Origin of the sequence: Pelomonas sp. V22, from assembly GCF_030014915.1 — a bacterium.
In the GTDB taxonomy this organism is placed as follows: Bacteria; Pseudomonadota; Gammaproteobacteria; order Burkholderiales; family Burkholderiaceae_C; genus JAUASW01.
This window is the reverse complement of the sequence record NZ_JAGIXS010000001.1, coordinates 1,558,788-1,575,171: the sequence shown is the minus strand read 5'-3', so window position 1 is coordinate 1,575,171 and position 16,384 is coordinate 1,558,788. Positions and strand designations below refer to the sequence as shown.

Annotated in this window: 15 protein-coding genes and 1 riboswitch; of the genes, 9 read left to right on the top strand and 6 right to left on the bottom strand. The window is 68.6% G+C overall.

The window, feature by feature from the left end:
- Positions 1–5: 5 nt before the first annotated feature.
- Genes J7U46_RS07090 through J7U46_RS07080 form a run of 3 tightly spaced genes read right to left on the bottom strand, consistent with a single transcriptional unit; the run spans position 6 to position 3,299 of the window.
- Complete coding sequence (locus J7U46_RS07090) at positions 6–845, bottom strand: rhodanese-like domain-containing protein (protein WP_282824180.1); 840 nt, start codon at positions 843–845, stop codon at positions 6–8.
- Positions 838–2,841: an aminotransferase class V-fold PLP-dependent enzyme gene (locus tag J7U46_RS07085; RefSeq protein WP_282824178.1), complete on the bottom strand. Its 2,004-nt coding sequence runs from the start codon at positions 2,839–2,841 to the stop codon at positions 838–840. The genes J7U46_RS07090 and J7U46_RS07085 overlap by 8 nt, the downstream gene beginning before the upstream one ends.
- Before the next feature lie 38 nt (positions 2,842–2,879).
- A complete protein-coding gene (locus J7U46_RS07080) occupies positions 2,880–3,299 on the bottom strand; it encodes a DUF1801 domain-containing protein (RefSeq protein WP_282824176.1) in 420 nt (139 codons plus the stop codon).
- Positions 3,300–3,394: 95 nt separating this feature from the next.
- On the opposite strand from J7U46_RS07080, the gene asd reads away from it, so the two are divergent.
- On the top strand, positions 3,395–4,240 hold the full coding sequence (gene asd / locus J7U46_RS07075; protein WP_282824174.1) for an archaetidylserine decarboxylase: 846 nt from the start codon (positions 3,395–3,397) through the stop codon (positions 4,238–4,240).
- 22 nt (positions 4,241–4,262) lie between these two features.
- Here asd and J7U46_RS07070 read toward each other — a convergent pair whose 3' ends face one another.
- Positions 4,263–4,742 carry a 6,7-dimethyl-8-ribityllumazine synthase gene (locus J7U46_RS07070; RefSeq protein WP_282824172.1) on the bottom strand — a complete coding sequence of 160 codons (480 nt, stop codon included), beginning with the start codon at positions 4,740–4,742 and terminating at the stop codon, positions 4,263–4,265.
- 104 nt (positions 4,743–4,846) lie between these two features.
- Positions 4,847–5,011: riboswitch (FMN riboswitch) on the bottom strand.
- Positions 5,012–5,040: 29 nt separating this feature from the next.
- Positions 5,041–7,314 carry an EAL domain-containing protein gene (locus J7U46_RS07065; protein ID WP_282824170.1) on the bottom strand — a complete coding sequence of 758 codons (2,274 nt, stop codon included), beginning with the start codon at positions 7,312–7,314 and terminating at the stop codon, positions 5,041–5,043.
- Positions 7,315–7,452: 138 nt separating this feature from the next.
- Between J7U46_RS07065 and J7U46_RS07060 the strand changes: the two genes are divergently transcribed.
- From J7U46_RS07060 to J7U46_RS07035, 6 genes are all read left to right on the top strand, one after another.
- Positions 7,453–8,745: a tryptophan--tRNA ligase gene (locus J7U46_RS07060; RefSeq protein ID WP_282824168.1), complete on the top strand. Its 1,293-nt coding sequence runs from the start codon at positions 7,453–7,455 to the stop codon at positions 8,743–8,745.
- A 94-nt stretch (positions 8,746–8,839) separates the two neighbouring features.
- The gene (locus J7U46_RS07055; protein ID WP_282824166.1) at positions 8,840–10,528 is read left to right on the top strand and encodes an AMP-binding protein; all 1,689 of its coding nucleotides are present in this window, start codon (positions 8,840–8,842) and stop codon (positions 10,526–10,528) included.
- Between the two features lie 92 nt (positions 10,529–10,620).
- Positions 10,621–12,042 carry a M20/M25/M40 family metallo-hydrolase gene (locus J7U46_RS07050; protein WP_282824164.1) on the top strand — a complete coding sequence of 474 codons (1,422 nt, stop codon included), beginning with the start codon at positions 10,621–10,623 and terminating at the stop codon, positions 12,040–12,042.
- Positions 12,043–12,060: 18 nt separating this feature from the next.
- Positions 12,061–12,681 carry a GNAT family N-acetyltransferase gene (locus J7U46_RS07045; protein WP_282824161.1) on the top strand — a complete coding sequence of 207 codons (621 nt, stop codon included), beginning with the start codon at positions 12,061–12,063 and terminating at the stop codon, positions 12,679–12,681.
- Positions 12,682–12,849: 168 nt separating this feature from the next.
- On the top strand, positions 12,850–13,965 hold the full coding sequence (gene ald, locus J7U46_RS07040; protein WP_282824159.1) for an alanine dehydrogenase: 1,116 nt from the start codon (positions 12,850–12,852) through the stop codon (positions 13,963–13,965).
- A gap of 86 nt (positions 13,966–14,051) precedes the next feature.
- Entirely contained in the window at positions 14,052–14,246 is a 195-nt protein-coding gene (locus J7U46_RS07035) for a hypothetical protein (protein ID WP_282824157.1), read from the top strand.
- A gap of 21 nt (positions 14,247–14,267) precedes the next feature.
- On the opposite strand, the gene J7U46_RS07030 is transcribed toward J7U46_RS07035, so the two are convergent.
- On the bottom strand, positions 14,268–15,146 hold the full coding sequence (locus J7U46_RS07030) for a LysR family transcriptional regulator (RefSeq protein ID WP_282824156.1): 879 nt from the start codon (positions 15,144–15,146) through the stop codon (positions 14,268–14,270).
- A gap of 92 nt (positions 15,147–15,238) precedes the next feature.
- Between J7U46_RS07030 and J7U46_RS07025 the strand changes: the two genes are divergently transcribed.
- Together J7U46_RS07025 and J7U46_RS07020 are read left to right on the top strand one after the other, a co-directional pair.
- On the top strand, positions 15,239–15,685 hold the full coding sequence (locus J7U46_RS07025; protein ID WP_282824154.1) for a DoxX family protein: 447 nt from the start codon (positions 15,239–15,241) through the stop codon (positions 15,683–15,685).
- A gap of 10 nt (positions 15,686–15,695) precedes the next feature.
- The gene (locus J7U46_RS07020) at positions 15,696–16,379 is read left to right on the top strand and encodes a glutathione S-transferase family protein (RefSeq protein ID WP_282824152.1); all 684 of its coding nucleotides are present in this window, start codon (positions 15,696–15,698) and stop codon (positions 16,377–16,379) included.
- Positions 16,380–16,384 lie beyond the last annotated feature (5 nt).

The window sequence follows — 16,384 nt, the reverse complement described above, 5'->3', positions numbered from 1 at the left end:
ACTGATCAGCCCGCCGGGTCGAGCCGTTTGGCCCGCGCCAGGCGCCAGGCCTCGGCCGGATCATCGCCATAGGCCTGCTCGGCCGTGGTGGCGGTTTCTTCGCGGCGGGTGTCGATGGCGATGCGCTTGTCGAAGACGAAGCACTCGCCCAGCCAGTCGGCTTCGGCATCCTGCATCTGCTCGAAGTAGTTGAGGATGCCGCCGTCGAGCTGCGCCACCTGCAGGCCCAGCTCCTCCTGCATCCAGCCGCCCATCTTCTCGCAGCGGATGCCGCCGGTGCAGTACATGGCGACGGTCTTGCCCTCGCGCTTCCATTGGTCGGCATGGGCCTGCACATAGGCCGGGAAGTCGCGGAAATGGCGCACACCGGGATCGACCGCGCCGCGGAAATGCCCCAGCTTCCATTCGAAGCTGTTGCGGTTGTCGATCAGCACCACGTCCTCGCGCTGGATCAGCTCGCGCCAGGCCTGTGGCGAGACATGGGTGTCGCGTGGGTCCACAAGGCCCGAGACGCCTTCGAGCCCAAAGGCCACCAGCTCAGGCTTCACATGCACCTTGCACAGCGTGAAGGGCCGGGTCTGGCAGAAGCTGCGCTTGAACTGGATGCCGGTGAAGGCAGACTCGAACACAGGGTCGCTCAGCAGCGCCTGCTCGAATGCATCCAGCGCCTCGACAGGGCCGCCGAGCGCGCCGCTGATGCCTTCAGGCGCCACGAGCACATTGCCGCCCAGGCGCACACAGAGTTCGCGCAGCCGCGTCGCCACCCGCTCGGGCTCCGCAAGCGCGACGAACTTGTAGAAGCTGCTGTGCTCGTGGATCGCCGTGTCAGACAAGATGTCAGACATACAGGGCCGGGTCTGCCACGGCAGCGCGCTGGGGCCACAGCGCCAGGCCACCGGCCAGCGAGTAGGCGCGCTCATGGCCCAGGCGCTGCAAGAGCTGCGCTGCCACCTGGCTGCGGTTGCCGCTGCGGCAGAAGAAGACGATGGGCTGCTCGGCCGGCATGGCCAGCCAGGCGGGCAGGGCGTTCAGGAGGCGTGAGATCGGCATGGCCTCGATGCGGACCGCCGTCTCCAGCGTCGGCGTTTGGCCGAGGCGCTGCTCGAAGGGCTCGCGCACGTCGATCAACAGGGCCTCGGGATGCTCGCGCAGCAGGGCTTGCAGCGCGGCAGGGTCGAGGCTGGGCGCCGGGCCGGCCGTGCGCGCCAGGGCCGAGGAGGGCGTGCTGGCGATGCGGTTGTCGGTGTCGATGGCTGGTGCCAGCAGGGTGGCCGGCAGCACGGCGTTGCCGAGTTCCGCCGCCGTGGCGCGGCCCGCGAAGGCCACGCGCTGGTCCAGCAGATAGGCGCAGCGGCCTTCGCTCAGCGCCAGGCGGCGCAGCGTCTGCGTGCCCAAGGCCCAGGCCTCGCCAGTCTCTTCAGCCAGCAGCTCGGGAACGGCCGCGCGCAGGGCCTCGGCGCCTTCGGCCTGCGGGCCGGTCTGCAGCACGGCCACCACCGGATAGCCCTGACAGCGCAGTTGCTGAGCCAGGCGCTCGGCCAGGGCAGCCGGCGGGTCGATGACGATGCAGCGGCGGCTCGTCGCGTCGGCCAGCAGCCAGCCGCATTCGCCGTCCAGCAGGAAGCGGGTGATGCCGTCGCCGACCAGGGCCTGGTTGCCGGCCGGGGCCAGGCAGTTCTCGCGCAAGGTCTCACCGCAGACGCGGATGCGCTCGCAGGCTTCGACGATGAAGGCCTCCTCGGCCGCCGGGCCGAAGGACATGCGCACGGCCGAGGCGGTCTGCTCATCCGGCAGCCCCATGGCCTGCAGCACGAAACTGGGCTGGGCCTTGGCCGCGCTGCAGGCCGAACCGCCGCTGACGCGCAGCTCGGCGGCATCGAACAGGTCCAGCAAGAGGCGCGAGGCAAGACCTGGCACCGAGAAGTTCAGGGTGGTGGGCAGGCTGTGTGCCAGTGGCGCGTTGAAGACCAGGCCGGGGAAGGCCTGCTGCAGCGCCGCCGCCAGCTGGTCGCGGAAGCGGACCAACGTGGCGTGGTCGCGGAAGCTCTTGCCGTCTTCCAGCGCTTCCAGCACGGCGCCGAGAGCGGCGATGCCCGACATGTTTTCGGTGCCCGAGCGCAGCGCGCCTTCCTGGCCGCCACCGGCCATCAGCGGCGTGAAGGGCGCGCCTTCACGCACATAGAGCAGGCCGATGCCCTTGGGCGCATAGAGCTTGTGGCCGGAGAAGGGCGCGTAGTCGATGCGGCGCTCCGCCAGGCGCAGCGGCAGCTTGCCGAGGGCTTGCACGCCGTCCACCAGCCAGAAGCAGGCGCTGCCGGCCAGGGCGGCTTCGATCCCGTCCAGATCGCTGATCACGCCGGTCTCGTTGTTGGCGGCCATGGTGCAGACCAGGCCGGCGCGCGGTGCGTGGGCCTTCAGCCAGGCCAGGTCATGGCGGCCGTCGGTGCCGACCGGGATGGCCTGCACCTGCAAGCCGAGGCCCAGCAAATCGTTCCAGTGCTTCAGGGCCTCGGGCACGGCCTTGTGCTCGGTGGCGCCGTAGAGCAGCAGCTCGGCCGTCGTGTCGCCGGCAGCGCGGCGGGCGCGCAAGGCGTGCAGGGCCGACAGCACCGCCGTCTGAATGCCCTCGGTCGCGCCACTCAGGAAGAGCAAGCGGCCGTTGCCGGCGCCCAGCAGACGCGAGGCCTGACCGCGCACGCGGTCGATCAGGGCGCGGGCCTTCAGGCCGGTGCTGTGGATGCTGCTCGGGTTGCCGAAATCCTCGGCCATGGCCGACAGCGCGGCGCTGCGGGCGGCGTCCAGCACCGGGGTGGTGGCATTGGCGTCGAGATAGATTTCCATGGCGGGCTTGGGAAGCAGGGCTGAAAAGGGTGGCAATGTTAGGTCACTCGGCGCGCGGCCATGCTGGCCACGCAGCCGGCGAGGATCTCGCGCAGCACGGCGGGATCGGCATCCGCGAGCTTCTTCAGGTAGAGACAAATCTTGCCGGTCTTGTGCTTGCCGAGCCGCGCGAGCAGGGCGTCCTGCCCGGGAAAGCCGGTCAGCACATAGAGGGTCAGGTCGCTCTTGCGGGGCGAGAACGCGATGATGGGCCAGTCGATGGGCTTGCCGCGCGGCCCCGGGTACTGGTAGGTGCCGAAGCCGATGATGGCCGTGCCCCACATCACGGCCGGTGCGCCGCTGATCTCGGTGATCCAGTCCACGAGAGTCTGGCATTCCTCGCGGCGCCGGGGCTCGGCCTGGGCGGCGATGAAGTCGGACACGGGCTGATCGGTCGGGCGGGTCTTGGGTTCGGCCATGGCTCTGCTTCCTCTAGAGGCTGATGGCAGTGTGGCGCGCTGCCGGGGCCTGTCAACCTACAATCGCGGCCGCTTTCGTTTGCAAAGAAACCGCCGTGTCCGACCGCCTTGCCGTCCTGCCCCAATACCTGATGCCCAAGCTGGCCCTGACCCGACTGGCCGGCCGACTGGCCGGGGCCGAGCTCGGTGGCTTCACGACCTGGAACATCCGCCGCTTCATCCAGCGCTATGGCGTGGCCATGGACGAGGCGGCCAATCCGGACCCGGCGGCCTACGCCACTTTCAACGACTTCTTCACCCGCGAGCTCAAGGCCGGCGCCCGCCCGCTGGCCGAGGCCGAGCTGATCTGCCCGGTGGACGGCGCGATCAGCCAGTTCGGCAAGATCGAGGGCGAACAGATCTTCCAGGCCAAGGGCCACAGCTACACGGCCACGGCCCTGGTCGGCGGCGATGCCACGCTGGCCTCGGCCTTCCACGACGGCCTGTTCGCCACGCTGTACCTCAGCCCGCGCGACTACCACCGCATCCACATGCCCTGCGAGGGCCGTTTGCTGCGCATGATCCATGTGCCGGGCGACCTCTTCTCGGTCAACCCGACCACGGCGCGTGGCGTGCCGGGCCTGTTCGCCCGCAACGAGCGCGTGGTCTGCGTGTTCGAGAACGACGAGATCGGCCCCTGGGTGCTGGTGCTGGTGGGCGCCACCATCGTCGGCTCCATGGCCACGGTCTGGCATGGCCTCGTGAACCCGCCGCGCCCGGGCCGGGTGCGCGAATGGGGTTATGAGGACCGCGAGATCCGCCTGGCGCAGGGCGCCGAGATGGGCCGCTTCCTGCTCGGCTCCACCGTGGTGATGCTGTTCCCCAAGAGCGGCCTGCAGTTCAACCCGGCCTGGCAGCCGGGCGGCGCGATCCGCCTCGGCGAGCGCATGGCGACGGCCTGAGCCGCCGCCATCCCCACCCAGATCAAGCGCTGAGGCTGTCCAGCCGGCGCAAGGCGTTCAGCGTCTTCAGGCAGGCCTGTGCGGCCTCCTGGCCCTTCTTGACGAAGTGCTTCCTGAAGTAGCGCTGATGCTCTTCATGCTCATGGAAGTTGAGCGGCGTGAGCACGACGGAGAACACCGGCACCTCGGTGTCCAGCTGCACGCGCATCAAGGCGTCGATCACCGCAGCGGCCACGAAGTCGTGGCGGTAGATGCCGCCGTTGACCACGAGCCCGCAGGCGACGATGGCCTGGTAGCGGCTGCTGCGCGCGAGGCGCTGCGCATGCAAGGGAATCTCGAAGGCGCCCGGCACCTCGAACTCATCGACTTGGTCGGGCGGATGGCCCAGCCGCTCGAGCTCGGCGCGCAGCGATTGACGCGCCTGGCCGACGATCTCGGCATGCCAGCTGGCGCTGACGACGGCGATGCGGGGAGTGGATGCAGAAGTGGAAAGCTGATTCATGTGAACCTCGACAGGTTGAAAACAAGAATCAGGGCAAGCACGCAAGCGCACAGCGACGCCGGGCCGCGCCTCGGACAAGGCGCGGCCCGGCGTCAGCCGTGCACTCACGTTCTCTTTCATCCGGACTGTGACCGTCGGCCCTGGCCTCTCACCAGGTCTGCTGACCCCGCTGCATCGCTGTGGCATTGCAACGGGCGCTCGCGGGCTCGTGCAGGCCGAAGCCTGCACATACCGCCGGTGGGGAATTTCGCCCCGCCCTGAGAACGTTGCCCGGACTTGCGGCCGGGCGGGGCGGATTCTAGGGCGCGGCCTTCAGCGCCTGTTCCAGCAGCAGGGTGGCACTGGTGACCGGCAGCGGCCGGCCGAGCAGGAAACCCTGCAGCTGGGTGCAGCCCAGGGCCTCGGCTGCCGCCGCCTGGGCATAGGTTTCGACGCCCTCGGCCACGATCTCCAGCTCCAGCGAGCGACCGAGCACGCAAGCGGCCTGCACGATGGCCCCGGCATCGCTGGCGGGCAGCGGCGTGATCAGGCTGCGGTCCAGCTTCATCGCGGCAATGGGCAGCTGGCGCAGCATGGTCAACGAGCTCTGGCCGGTGCCGAAATCGTCCAGCGCGATGGGCACGCCCGCATCGTGCAGCAGGGCCAGCTGGGGCAGCACGCGGTCCACATGGCCGATCGCGGCCGTCTCGGTGATCTCGACCTCGAAGCGGCCCGGCGGCAGCTGGAACTCGCGCAACTGCTCCAGCAGCCGCTCGGCAAACAGCGGGTCCTCGAACTGCAGCGGCGAGACGTTCACCGCCACCGGCAGGGCGCCACCGAGCTGCTGCTCCCAGTCGCGCAGCTGGCTGCAGGCCATGCGGATGATCAGCTCACCGAGCGCCTTGATCTGACCGGTGCGCTCGGCGGCCGGAATGAACTGGGCCGGGCTGACGCGGCCGCGCTCGGGTCGCTCCCAGCGCACCAGGGCTTCGAAGCCGCAGAGCTGCCGATTTCCAGCGCTGAATTTGGGCTGGTACTCGAGCAGGAATTCACCGGCCGACAGCGCCCGCCCCAGCGCCTGCTCCACCTCCAGCCGCGCCTGGGCGGCCTGCTTCATCGTTGCATCGAAGAACAGCCACGAGGCGCCCGCCGTCGCCTTGGCGCGGTGCATGGCCGAGTCGGCGGCACGCAAGAGTGTGGCAGCATCGCGCCCGTCCTGCGGGAACAGGGCGACGCCGATCGACAAATGCATGAAGAGCTCGGCCCCGGCCACCGAGAAGGGCGTGGACAGCAGGGCGAGCAACTGCTCGGCCAGGGCCTGGGCGGCGATGGTGTCGCCGGCCTCGGTGCCGATGATGACGAACTGGTCTTCGCCCAGCCGTGCCAGCTCGGCCGTGGGCGGCAGCTGGCGCAGGAAGCGCCGGGCGATGGCCCGCAAGAGCGCGTCGCCGGCCTCGTGGCCCAGGGTCTCGTTGACCAGCTGGAAGCGGTCCAGGTCGGCCGACAGCAGGGTGAACGGTGTGGCGCCGGGCCGGCACAGCGCCTGCAGGCGCGCCACCGCATGGTTGCGGTTGGGCAGCTCGGTCAGATCGTCGTGCAAGGCCTGGCGGCGCAGGGCCTCAGCGGCTTCGTAGCGCGAGCTGTCGTTGATCATCACAATCAGTTCGGCCGGAATGCCATCCCACTCCACCTGGCTGGACAGGCATTGCAGATGCACCGTGTGGCCTTCGCGGTTGAGCCGGTGGCTCTCCCATTCAATGTGGGCATTGCGGTCGGCGAGCACGCGGCCGTGGCGCATGCGGGCCGCATCCTGCTGCTCGGGGGGCACGGCCAGTTCCATCAGGTCGAGGTCCTCGCTGGGCATCTCGGTGACGCCGAAGATCGCCAGCGCGGCCGGGTTGGCGTAGAGCAGGCGGTGGTGGCGCATCACCACCAGGCCCTGCAGCGAGAACTCGGCCAGCCGCGTGAAGCGCTCGCCCTGCTGGCGCGCCTGGGCATGGGCGCGGCGCACCGACAGCAGGATCAGGCCGAGGCTCAGCGTGGTCTGCACGAAGATGCCAATGGAGTAGGTGATGACGGAGCGGGCCTGCTCGTCCAGCAGCGGGCCGCTGACATGCACGGCCGCCAGCGCCACGAAACCCATGGCCACCCAGCGCTCGAAGCGGTGGCCGTGCTGCCAGATCAGCCAGCCGCTGAACAGGCACATCAGGCTCAGCACGGCTGCGCCGGCGATGATGGCCGAGCGCATATTGCGCATGCCCAGGCTGCCGATCAGCAGCACGCTGAGGATGAACAGGCCCAGTGCGAGCGGCAGGTAGACGCGACGCTCGCGATAGCGCAGCGCGCCGGCAGTCTGGAAACCCTGCGAGGCCATCAGCGCGCTGGCGGCCAGCAGGGCCTGCAGGTTGCGCAGGGGCCCGGGTTCCAGCCAGTCCTGCATGATGGGGCCCAGCGTCAGCCCGAGGCCGAGCAGCATCCAGCTCCAGCCCCAGTCCCGCACATAGTCCTTGTGCTTCTCCTGTGCCCACAGCAGCAGCAGGGCTCCGCCGAGCATGATGTTCAGGCAGGCGCTGACAAGCATCAGGGCGGTCATGGTCGCGCGGGGAGCTCCGGGGTGACGATGGTGGACGCATGCTAGCCCCTCTTGCCCCTGCCCCGCGTCCCGTGTTGCGGGGAGAGAGACAATGCGGGCCTGGCACTTTCCACGCAGCAGCTTTTCTGCAGACTCACCATGACCCAGCGCGTCCTGACCGGCATCACCACCACCGGCACCCTGCACCTCGGCAACTACGTCGGCGCGATCCGGCCGGCCATCGAGGCCAGCCGCGAGGCCGGTGTCGAGAGCTTCTTCTTCATGGCCGACTACCACGCCCTGATCAAGTGCGAGGACCCGGCCCGCATCGCCCGCTCGCGCCTGGAGATCGCCGCCGTCTGGCTGGCCGCCGGCCTGGACCCCGAGCGCGTCACCTTCTACCGCCAGAGCGACATCCCCGAGATTCCCGAGCTGACCTGGCTCTTGACCTGCGTCACGTCCAAGGGCCAGATGAACCGCGCCCATGCCTACAAGGCCTCGGTCGACGCCAATGTCGCCGCCGGCGAGGACGAGGACGCCGGCATCACGATGGGCCTGTACAGCTACCCCATCCTGATGGCGGCCGACATCCTGATGTTCAACGCCCACCGCGTGCCGGTGGGCAAGGACCAGGTCCAGCACATCGAGATGGCGCGCGACGTGGCGCAGCGCTTCAACCATCTCTTCGGCCATGGTGAGGAGCTGTTCGTGCTGCCCGAGGCCCAGGTCGATGCCGAGATGGAGCTGCTGCCCGGCCTCGACGGCCGCAAGATGAGCAAGAGCTACGACAACGTCGTGCCGCTGTTCAACGGCGGCGCCCAGGGGCTGCGCGATGCGATTGCCCGCGTCGTCACCGACTCCAAGCTGCCTGGTGAGCCCAAGGACCCCGAGGGGCAGGCCCTGGTCCAGCTCTACGACGCCTTTGCCACCCGCGAGCAGCGCGCCGCCTTCCGCACGGCCCTGCGCGAGGGCCTGGGTTGGGGCGACGCCAAGAAGCAGCTGTTCGAGCTGATCGACGGCCAGATCGGCGCCATGCGCACCAAGTACGAGGAACTGCTGGCCCATCCGGAGCGCATCGAGACCATCCTGCAGCAGGGCGCCGCCAAGGCCCGTGCGCTGGCCGCCCCGCTGCTGGCCAAGGCGCGCACGGCCGTGGGCCTGACGGCCTTCACCGCCATCGCCGAACCGGCCAAGGCCGAGAAGGTCGCCAAGGCCGCCTTGCCGCTGTTCAAGCAGTACCGCGAGAGCGACGGCCAGTTCTACTTCAAGCTGGTCGCCGCCGATGGCAGCACGCTGTTGCAAAGCCAGGCCTTTGCCGGTGGCCGCGAGGCGGGGCAATGGGTGTCGCGCTTGAAGACCGAAGGCGCGGCCGCGCTGGCGGAAGCGCCGGTGCAGGTGCTGGGCGATGCCGCTTCTGCGCTGGCTCAGCTGCAGGCCGCTCTGGAGTCCTGACTCTAAGCCCAGCATTTACCCGGTAGGCATGCCGGGCCGCCCTGGGTAGCCTCCACCCGGAAACAGAGCTTTACAAACACAGGAGACAGCCCCCATGCCCACCATCGCCGCCGACACCCTGGCGCTGCAACGCCTCTACCACTGGGAGCAGGAAGCTGCCAACCAGGTGGTCCTGACCCAGCCCATGGGCGACGGCACGGTCCGCGACTTCACCTGGGCCCAGGTGGCCGACGGCACGCGCCGCATGGCCGCCTACCTGCAGAGCCAAGGCTGGGAGCCGGGCTCCAAGGTGGCCATCCTCTCGAAGAACTGCGCCTGGTGGCTGATGAGCGACCTGGCGATCTGGATGGCGGGCTACGTCTCCGTGCCGCTGTACCCGACGCTGGCGCCCGAGACCATCCGCCAGATCCTGGAGCACAGCGAATCCAAGGCCTTGTTCGTCGGCAAGCTCGATGGTTGGGAGGGCATGAAGCCGGGCGTGCCTTCGGGTCTGCCTTGCATCTCCTATGCACTGTCGCCCGACGATGCCAAAGCGAACTACGAGAGCTGGGATGCGATCTGCGCCCGCACCCAGCCCTTGAAGGGCGAGCCGGTGCGCAAGGCCGACGAGCTCTGCACCCTGATCTACACCTCGGGCACGACTGGCGCCCCCAAGGGCGTGATGCATTCCTTCGGCGCCTTTGCCTGGGCCATCCAGACCGGCATGGTGCGCTTCGACCTGACCCAGAAGGACCGAATGCTCAGCTACCTGCCGCTGGCCCATGTGGTCGAGCGCATGCTGGTCGAGCATGGCTGGTTGAAGACCGGCATGCACATCTTCTTCGCCGAGTCGCTCGATACCTTCGCGGCCGACCTGCAGCGGGCCCGGCCCACGGTGTTCTTCTCGGTGCCGCGGCTTTGGGTCAAGTTCCAGCAGGGCATCCACCACAAGATGCCGCCAGCCAAGCTGCAGAAGCTGCTGCGCATTCCCATCCTCGGCGGCATCGTGCGCCGCAAGGTGCAGAAGGCCCTGGGCCTGGACCAGTGCCGCTTTGCCGCCGGCGGCGCCGCGCCCATGCCGCTGGCCTTGCTCGAGTGGTACGCCGGCCTCGGTATCCCCATCAACGAGGGCTACGGCATGACCGAGAACCTCGCGGTCTCGCACATCACGCTGCCCGGCAAGAACCAGCGCGGCACGGTGGGCACGCCGTATGAGGGCGTGCAGACCCGCATCGACCCGGTCAGCGGCGAGCTGCAAATGCGCAGTCCGGCCGTGATGCTCGGCTACTACAAGGAAGCCGGCATCACCAAGGAAGCCTTCACCGAGGACGGCTGGCTGCGCACCGGCGACAAGGCGGCGGTGGACGGCCAGGGCTGCTTGCGCATCACCGGCCGGGTCAAGGATCTGTTCAAGACCAGCAAGGGCAAGTACGTGGCCCCGGCGCCCATCGAAGACCGCCTGGGCATGCACCCCGACATCGAGGCCTGCACCGTCACCGGCGCCAACCTCGGCCAGCCGCTGGGCATCGTGATGCTGTCGCCCGATGCGGTGGAACTGGCGAAGTCGTCCGAAGGCCGGGCCAAGATCGAGGCTGACCTGACGGCTCATCTGGCGACCATCAACGACAAGCTCGACCCGCATGAGCAGCTCGACTGCCTGGTGCTGGTTAGCACGCCCTGGACCGTGGACAACGGCTTCATCACGCCCACCTTCAAGGTCAAGCGCAACCGCATCGAGGATGTGTACGCGAACAGCTACGAGCGCTGGGTGGGCCTGCGCAAGAAGATCGTCTGGGGCGAATAACGCAAGTGCCGGAACGCCTCCGGGGGATGGCCCCGAGGCGGATTCGGCTGGCGCTCGCTATGCTGGCCTCCATTCACCGGAGAGGTCAGCACATGTTCAAGATCCGCCGGGCCGCACTTGCTGTGGCCCTTTGTTTTGCCGGCGCCACTGGCGCAGTCAGCGCCCAGTCCTTCAGCGATGCCGACCTGGCCGTGGCCGCCAAGCTGCGCGAAGCCGGCCAGGCCAGCAACCTGGCCTATGAGCTGGTCGATTCCCTGGTCACCGAGGTCGGCGCCCGCCCGGCCGGTTCCGAGAACGACAAGAAGGCCGTCGACTGGGCCGTGTCCAAGCTGAAGGCCCTGGGCTTCCCGGTCGTGCGCGCCGAGCCCGTGCCGCTGAAGGCCTGGAAGCGCGGCGAGGCCCATGCCCACATCACCGAGCCCTTTGCCCAGCCGCTGGTGATGACGGCGCTCGGCGGCAGCGTCGCTGCACCCAAGGAAGGCATCAAGGCCGAGGTCGCCTACTACGCCGACTTCGCCGCGCTGAAGGCCGACACCAGCGACAAGGCCCGCGGCCGCATCGTCTTCGTCGACCAGAAGACCGAGCGCTTCAAGGACGGCCGCGGCTATGGCCCCTCGTCCAACGCTCGCACCAGCGGCCCGACCGAAGCCGGCAAGCGCGGCGCGCTGGCCTTTGCGATCCGCTCGGTCGGCACCGACCACGACCGCCTGGCCCACACCGGCGCCACCCGCTACACCGAGGGCGTGCCGGCCATCCCGGCCTTCGCCGTCTCGGTGCCCGATGCCGACACCATCGCCCGCCTGCAGCGCTACGGCAAGCCGGTGAAGATGCACCTGGCCATGCAGAACGAGCTGGGCATCGATGCCGTCTCGCACAACGTGATCGCCGAGATCCCCGGCACCGACCTGGCCGACGAGGTCATCACCATCGGCGGCCACCTGGACAGCTGGGACCTGGGCCAGGGCGCCATCGACGATGGCGCCGGTGTGGCCATCACCGCCGCTGCCGCCAAGCTGATCCTGGACAGCGGCGCCAAGCCGCGCCGCACCATCCGCGTGGTGATGTTCGCCAACGAGGAAAACGGCCTCGACGGCGGCCGCGCCTATGCCGAGAAGTACAAGGACCAGAAGCACCAGCTGGTGGCCGAAAGCGACTTCGGCGCCGGCAACATCTACCGCTTTCAGACCCGCGTGCGGCCCGAGGCCCTGGGCGTGGCCATGGTCATCGCCGAGCAGCTGAAGCCGCTCGGCGTCGAGGCCGGCAACAACGAGGCCCGCACCGGCGCCGACACCGGCACCATCCAGCGCATCTCCAACCTGCCCATCCTGTCCTTCAGCCAGGACGGCACGGACTACTTCGACTACCACCACACGGCCAACGACACGCTGGACAAGATCGATCCCGCCAAGATCCGCCAGAACGCCACCGTCTGGGCGACCGCCGTGTGGCTGGCCGCGCAGAGCCCGGTGGCCTTCCATCCGCTGCCGGTGGTGGAGAAGAAGCCGGCGCAGTGATCGGCTGAAGCGGCGACCATGCTGCCCCTGCTCGACAACCTCATGTGGCATGCGCTCTCCGGGGCGCAGTCCCGGTTTGCGCTGGGCAGCGGGGCGGTGCGGCGCATGGCGCCGGGCTTCTCGCCCTTGATCGGCTTCGAGGACCCCGAGCGGCCCGACTTGGCCGCCTTGACCGCGCTTTGTGAGCCCGGAGAGAGATTCTATTGCAGCGTCTGGGCCGGCCCGGCGCCGGCCGGTTGGCGCATCGAGGCCGAGGCGCAGATGTTCAGCATGGTCTGGCATGGGCCCTGCCCGACGCATGACGAGGCGCCGGAGGCCCTGCCGCTCACGGCCGCCCATGCCCAGCAGGCGCTGGACCTGGCCCTCTTGACCAAACCCGGCCCCTTCGGCCTGCGCACGCTGGAACTGGGCGACTACTTCGGCTGCTTCGACAAGCAAGGCCGCCTGATGGCCATGGCCGGTGAGCGCATGCAGGCTGGCAATCTGCGCGAGATCAGTGGCGTCTGCACCCATCCTGATTTCCAAGGGCGGGGCCTGGCGAAGCGCCTGATGCTCAAGCTGGTGCGCCGGCAAGTGCAGCGCGGCGAGCAGCCGGTGCTGCATGTGATGAGCGCGAATGCGGGGGCGCGCGGCTTGTAGGAGCGCATGGGCTTTCGCTACCACCGCGAGGTGGTGGTGAGGGTGATCGCCCGGGTCCTGGATTAGCGCCGCTAATGGCGCTGTAGATCGACTGCTGCAGCTTGGTGGGCCGCCCCGGCCGGCCGTACAAGCATGTCTCCCGAGAAATCAAAAGGACGGAGACACCCCATGCGCATCGGCATCCCAAAAGAAATCAAGAACCATGAATACCGCGTCGGCCTGACGCCGGCCAGCGTCCGCGAGTTGGTGGCGAACGGCCATCAGCTGCTGGTGCAGACCGGCGCCGGCGCGGCCATCGGCCTCGCGGACGAGCAGTACATGGCAGCCGGCGCACAGATCGTCGGCGACGCCGCCAGCGTGTTTGCCCAGGCCGAGATGATCGTCAAGGTCAAGGAACCGCAGCCGCAGGAATGCGCGATGCTGCGCGAAGGCCAGATCCTCTACACCTACCTGCACCTGGCACCGGACCCGGAGCAGACCGCGGCCCTGGTGAAGAGTGGTGCCATCTGCATCGCCTACGAAACCATCACCGGCCCCGGTGGCGGCCTGCCGCTCCTGGCACCGATGAGCGAGGTGGCCGGCCGCATGTCCATCCAGGCCGGTGCGGCCCATCTGGAGAAGAGCAAGGGCGGCATGGGCGTGCTGCTCGGTGGCGTGCCCGGTGTGGCACCGGCCCATGTGGTCATCATCGGTGCCGGCGTCGTCGGCACGCATGCGCTGCAGATGGCCGTGGGCATGGGCGCCCGCGTGACCGTGCTGGACAAGAGCGTGGACCGCCTGCGCCAGCTGGACCTGGTCTTCGGCAACCGCATCACCACGGCTTACTCCAACGCCCAGGCGCTGGAAGAAGCCGTGCTTTCGGCCGAGCTGGTCATCGGCGGCGTGCTGATCCCGGGCGCTGCAGCGCCCAAGCTGGTGACGCGCGACATGGTCAGCCGCATGAAGAAGGGCTCGGTCATCGTGGACGTGGCCATCGACCAGGGCGGCTGCTTCGAGACCTCGCATGCCACCACCCATGCCGAGCCGACCTTCTTGGTCGACGGCGTCATCCACTACTGCGTGGCCAACATGCCGGGCGCCGTGGCCCGCACCTCCACCTTCGCGCTGAACAACGCGACCATCGGCCATGCCGTGGCCCTGGCCAACAAGGGCTGGAAGCAGGCGCTGCGCGACAACCCGCACCTGAAGGCGGGCCTGAACGTGGCGGCCGGCCAGGTGACCTACGAGGCGGTGGCTCGCGACCTGGGCTATGAGTACGTGGCGGCCGATTCGCTGCTGAGCTGAGCTTCCCGCTTGATGCAGAATGCCGCCCCATGTGCGCGGCCCGTCCCAGCCCGGACCGGCGGCATTTCTCGCGATCAGGGAGCGCAATGAATTTCAATGTCACGGGTCTGCTGGCGTCGCTGCTCGCCCTGTCCCTCTTCATCATCCCGGCCTGGCGCATTGCCAAGCGGGCCGGCTTTCCGGGCGCACTTTCGCTGCTGCTGCTCGTTCCCTTTCTCAACCTCATCGTGATCTGGGTCTTCGCCTTCGTGCGCTGGCCTGGGGTGACGTCAAGGGACTGAGCCCAGCTGAAGGGCTGCGGCTCAGGGCAGGGCGATGCTGTCGGCCAGATGCCCGTAGACCGTCGAGACGCGGCGCAGATGCCGTGACTCGGTGTGGGTCAGCAGCCAGAGTTCGGTCTGGCAGTCGTCCAGCACCTCGGTCAGCTGCACCAGGTCCTTGCGGCCTTGCGCCAGGAACAGCGGGATCACGCCGACGCCCAGGCCCAGCGCCACCAGTTCCATCACCGACAGGATGCTGCTGACCTGGTAGCGCGGGCTCTGCTTGGGAAAGCAGCGCTTGCGCCACAGCACCGAAGGATGCTCGGGCAGGGCTTCGTCGGGGGCAATCCAGTCGGCCCTGCCGGCCTCGACGTCGGCGAGGCTGCGAACGCCGCCCTTGCTTCTCTTTGCGCTGAACAACGCCACCCGCACCGGCCCCAGGTGCCGGCCGACCAGGTGCTGGGGCGGCCGCTTGGTGGCACGCACGGCGATGTCGGCATCGCGCCGGGTCAGGCTCGCGAGCTCATTGCCGGCATGCAGCTCGTAGCGGAGCAGAGGATGCTCGGCCTGCAGCGACTGCAGGGCCGGTGCAACCAGGCCATGCAGGATGGTGTCGGTCGTGGTGATGCGAACCAAACCGGAGACCTGAGCCGGCGTGGCCTCGGCGGCCGTGCGTGCCTGCTCCAGCGCGGCCTCGACCTGCTCGGCCTGTTCGGCCAGCAGGCGCCCCAGCTCGGTGAGCTGGTAGCCGCTGCGTGAGCGGTGGAACAGCGTCTGCCCGAGGCCGCGCTCAATGCGCTGTACCGAGCGGAACACGGTGGAGGCGTCGATGCCCAGTCGCTCGCCGGCCGCCGCCAGCGTGCCGGCGCGGCCGAGGCTCAGGGTCAGTTCCAGGTCGGCGGCGCTGAGTTTGTATTGCATGGATGCAATCCTAGTTTGCCTTGCTGCCAATTTTCATTGCGGATTGGAAGTCTTAGATTGGCGGCACTTTCAACTGATTGATGGAGCCCCCCGTGTCACCGATCCGCGATGCATCCTCCTATTCCCCTTCCTCCACCGACCTCGGCATCAGCCTGCTGCGTTTCAGCCTGGGCGTGATGTGGATGGCCCATGCGCTATTGAAGCTGCTCGTGTTCACGCTGCCGGGCACAGCAGGCTTCTTCGCCAGCGTCGGGCTGCCGGGCTGGCTGGCCTATCCGGTGTTTGCGGTCGAGCTGCTGGGCGGCCTGGCCATCGCGGTCGGCCTCTATGCGCGTCAGCTGTCGCTGCTGCTGATGCCCATCCTGCTCGGCGCCGTCTGGGTGCATCTGCCCAATGGCTGGGTCCACACCAGCGCGGGCGGCGGCTGGGAATATCCGCTGTTCCTCTGCGTCAGCTCGCTGGCCTTGTGGCTGCTCGGCGATGGTGCGGTGGCGATCCGGCGCAGCAGCTGGCTGGTGCCGCGTCCGGCTGCGGCTTGAGAGGCCTGCCATGAGTCATCCGCTGATCCTGGTCTCGCACCTGCTCTGCCCCTATGTGCAGCGCGCCGCCATCGTTTTGCATGAGAAGGGCATCGCCTTCGAGCGCCGCGACATTGACCTGGCGCGCAAGCCCGCCTGGTTCCTCGAGGTCTCGCCGCTGGGCAAGACGCCGGTGCTGCTGGTTGACCGGGAAGCGGTCTTCGAATCGGCGGTGATCTGCGAGTACCTCGACGAGACCAGCATGCCCGCCCTGCATCCCGCCGATCCGCTGCAACGGGCCCGCCATCGGGCCTGGATGGAGTTCGGGTCCAGCGTGCTGAACACCATCGCCGCGTTCTACAACGCATCCGATGCCAGGGCATTGACGGCCCGCGCGGCCGAGCTGCGGCTGCGCTTCGAGCAACTGGAGGCAGCGCTGGGCGAGGGGCCCTTTTTTGCCGGGCCGCGCTTCAGCATGGTGGATGCGGTGTTCGGCCCGGTGTTCCGCTACTTCGAGACCTTCGACCTCATTGCGGACTTTGGCTGGTGGGCAGGCTTGCCGAGGTTGCAAGCCTGGCGCGACCAGTTGAGGAGCCGGCCCTCGATCCGCGCCGCCGCCACACCAGACTACGCCGCAGGCCTCCAGCGCTTCCTGCAGGCGCGCGGCAGCGAGTTGTCTCGGCGGATGGCCGGCGCCATGGGGGCAGCCGGCTGAGCCGG

Coding starts and splice junctions, on each gene's coding strand:
- J7U46_RS07035 (WP_282824157.1), top strand. CDS start 14,052: ATGAATTTCAATGTCACGGGTCTGCTGGCGTCGCTGCTCGCCCTGTCC.
- J7U46_RS07090 (WP_282824180.1), bottom strand. CDS start 845: ATGTCTGACATCTTGTCTGACACGGCGATCCACGAGCACAGCAGCTTC.
- J7U46_RS07020 (WP_282824152.1), top strand. CDS start 15,696: ATGAGTCATCCGCTGATCCTGGTCTCGCACCTGCTCTGCCCCTATGTG.
- J7U46_RS07065 (WP_282824170.1), bottom strand. CDS start 7,314: ATGACCGCCCTGATGCTTGTCAGCGCCTGCCTGAACATCATGCTCGGC.
- J7U46_RS07030 (WP_282824156.1), bottom strand. CDS start 15,146: ATGCAATACAAACTCAGCGCCGCCGACCTGGAACTGACCCTGAGCCTC.
- J7U46_RS07070 (WP_282824172.1), bottom strand. CDS start 4,742: ATGAATCAGCTTTCCACTTCTGCATCCACTCCCCGCATCGCCGTCGTC.
- J7U46_RS07055 (WP_282824166.1), top strand. CDS start 8,840: ATGCCCACCATCGCCGCCGACACCCTGGCGCTGCAACGCCTCTACCAC.
- J7U46_RS07085 (WP_282824178.1), bottom strand. CDS start 2,841: ATGGAAATCTATCTCGACGCCAATGCCACCACCCCGGTGCTGGACGCC.
- J7U46_RS07045 (WP_282824161.1), top strand. CDS start 12,061: ATGCTGCCCCTGCTCGACAACCTCATGTGGCATGCGCTCTCCGGGGCG.
- J7U46_RS07050 (WP_282824164.1), top strand. CDS start 10,621: ATGTTCAAGATCCGCCGGGCCGCACTTGCTGTGGCCCTTTGTTTTGCC.
- ald (WP_282824159.1), top strand. CDS start 12,850: ATGCGCATCGGCATCCCAAAAGAAATCAAGAACCATGAATACCGCGTC.
- J7U46_RS07080 (WP_282824176.1), bottom strand. CDS start 3,299: ATGGCCGAACCCAAGACCCGCCCGACCGATCAGCCCGTGTCCGACTTC.
- J7U46_RS07060 (WP_282824168.1), top strand. CDS start 7,453: ATGACCCAGCGCGTCCTGACCGGCATCACCACCACCGGCACCCTGCAC.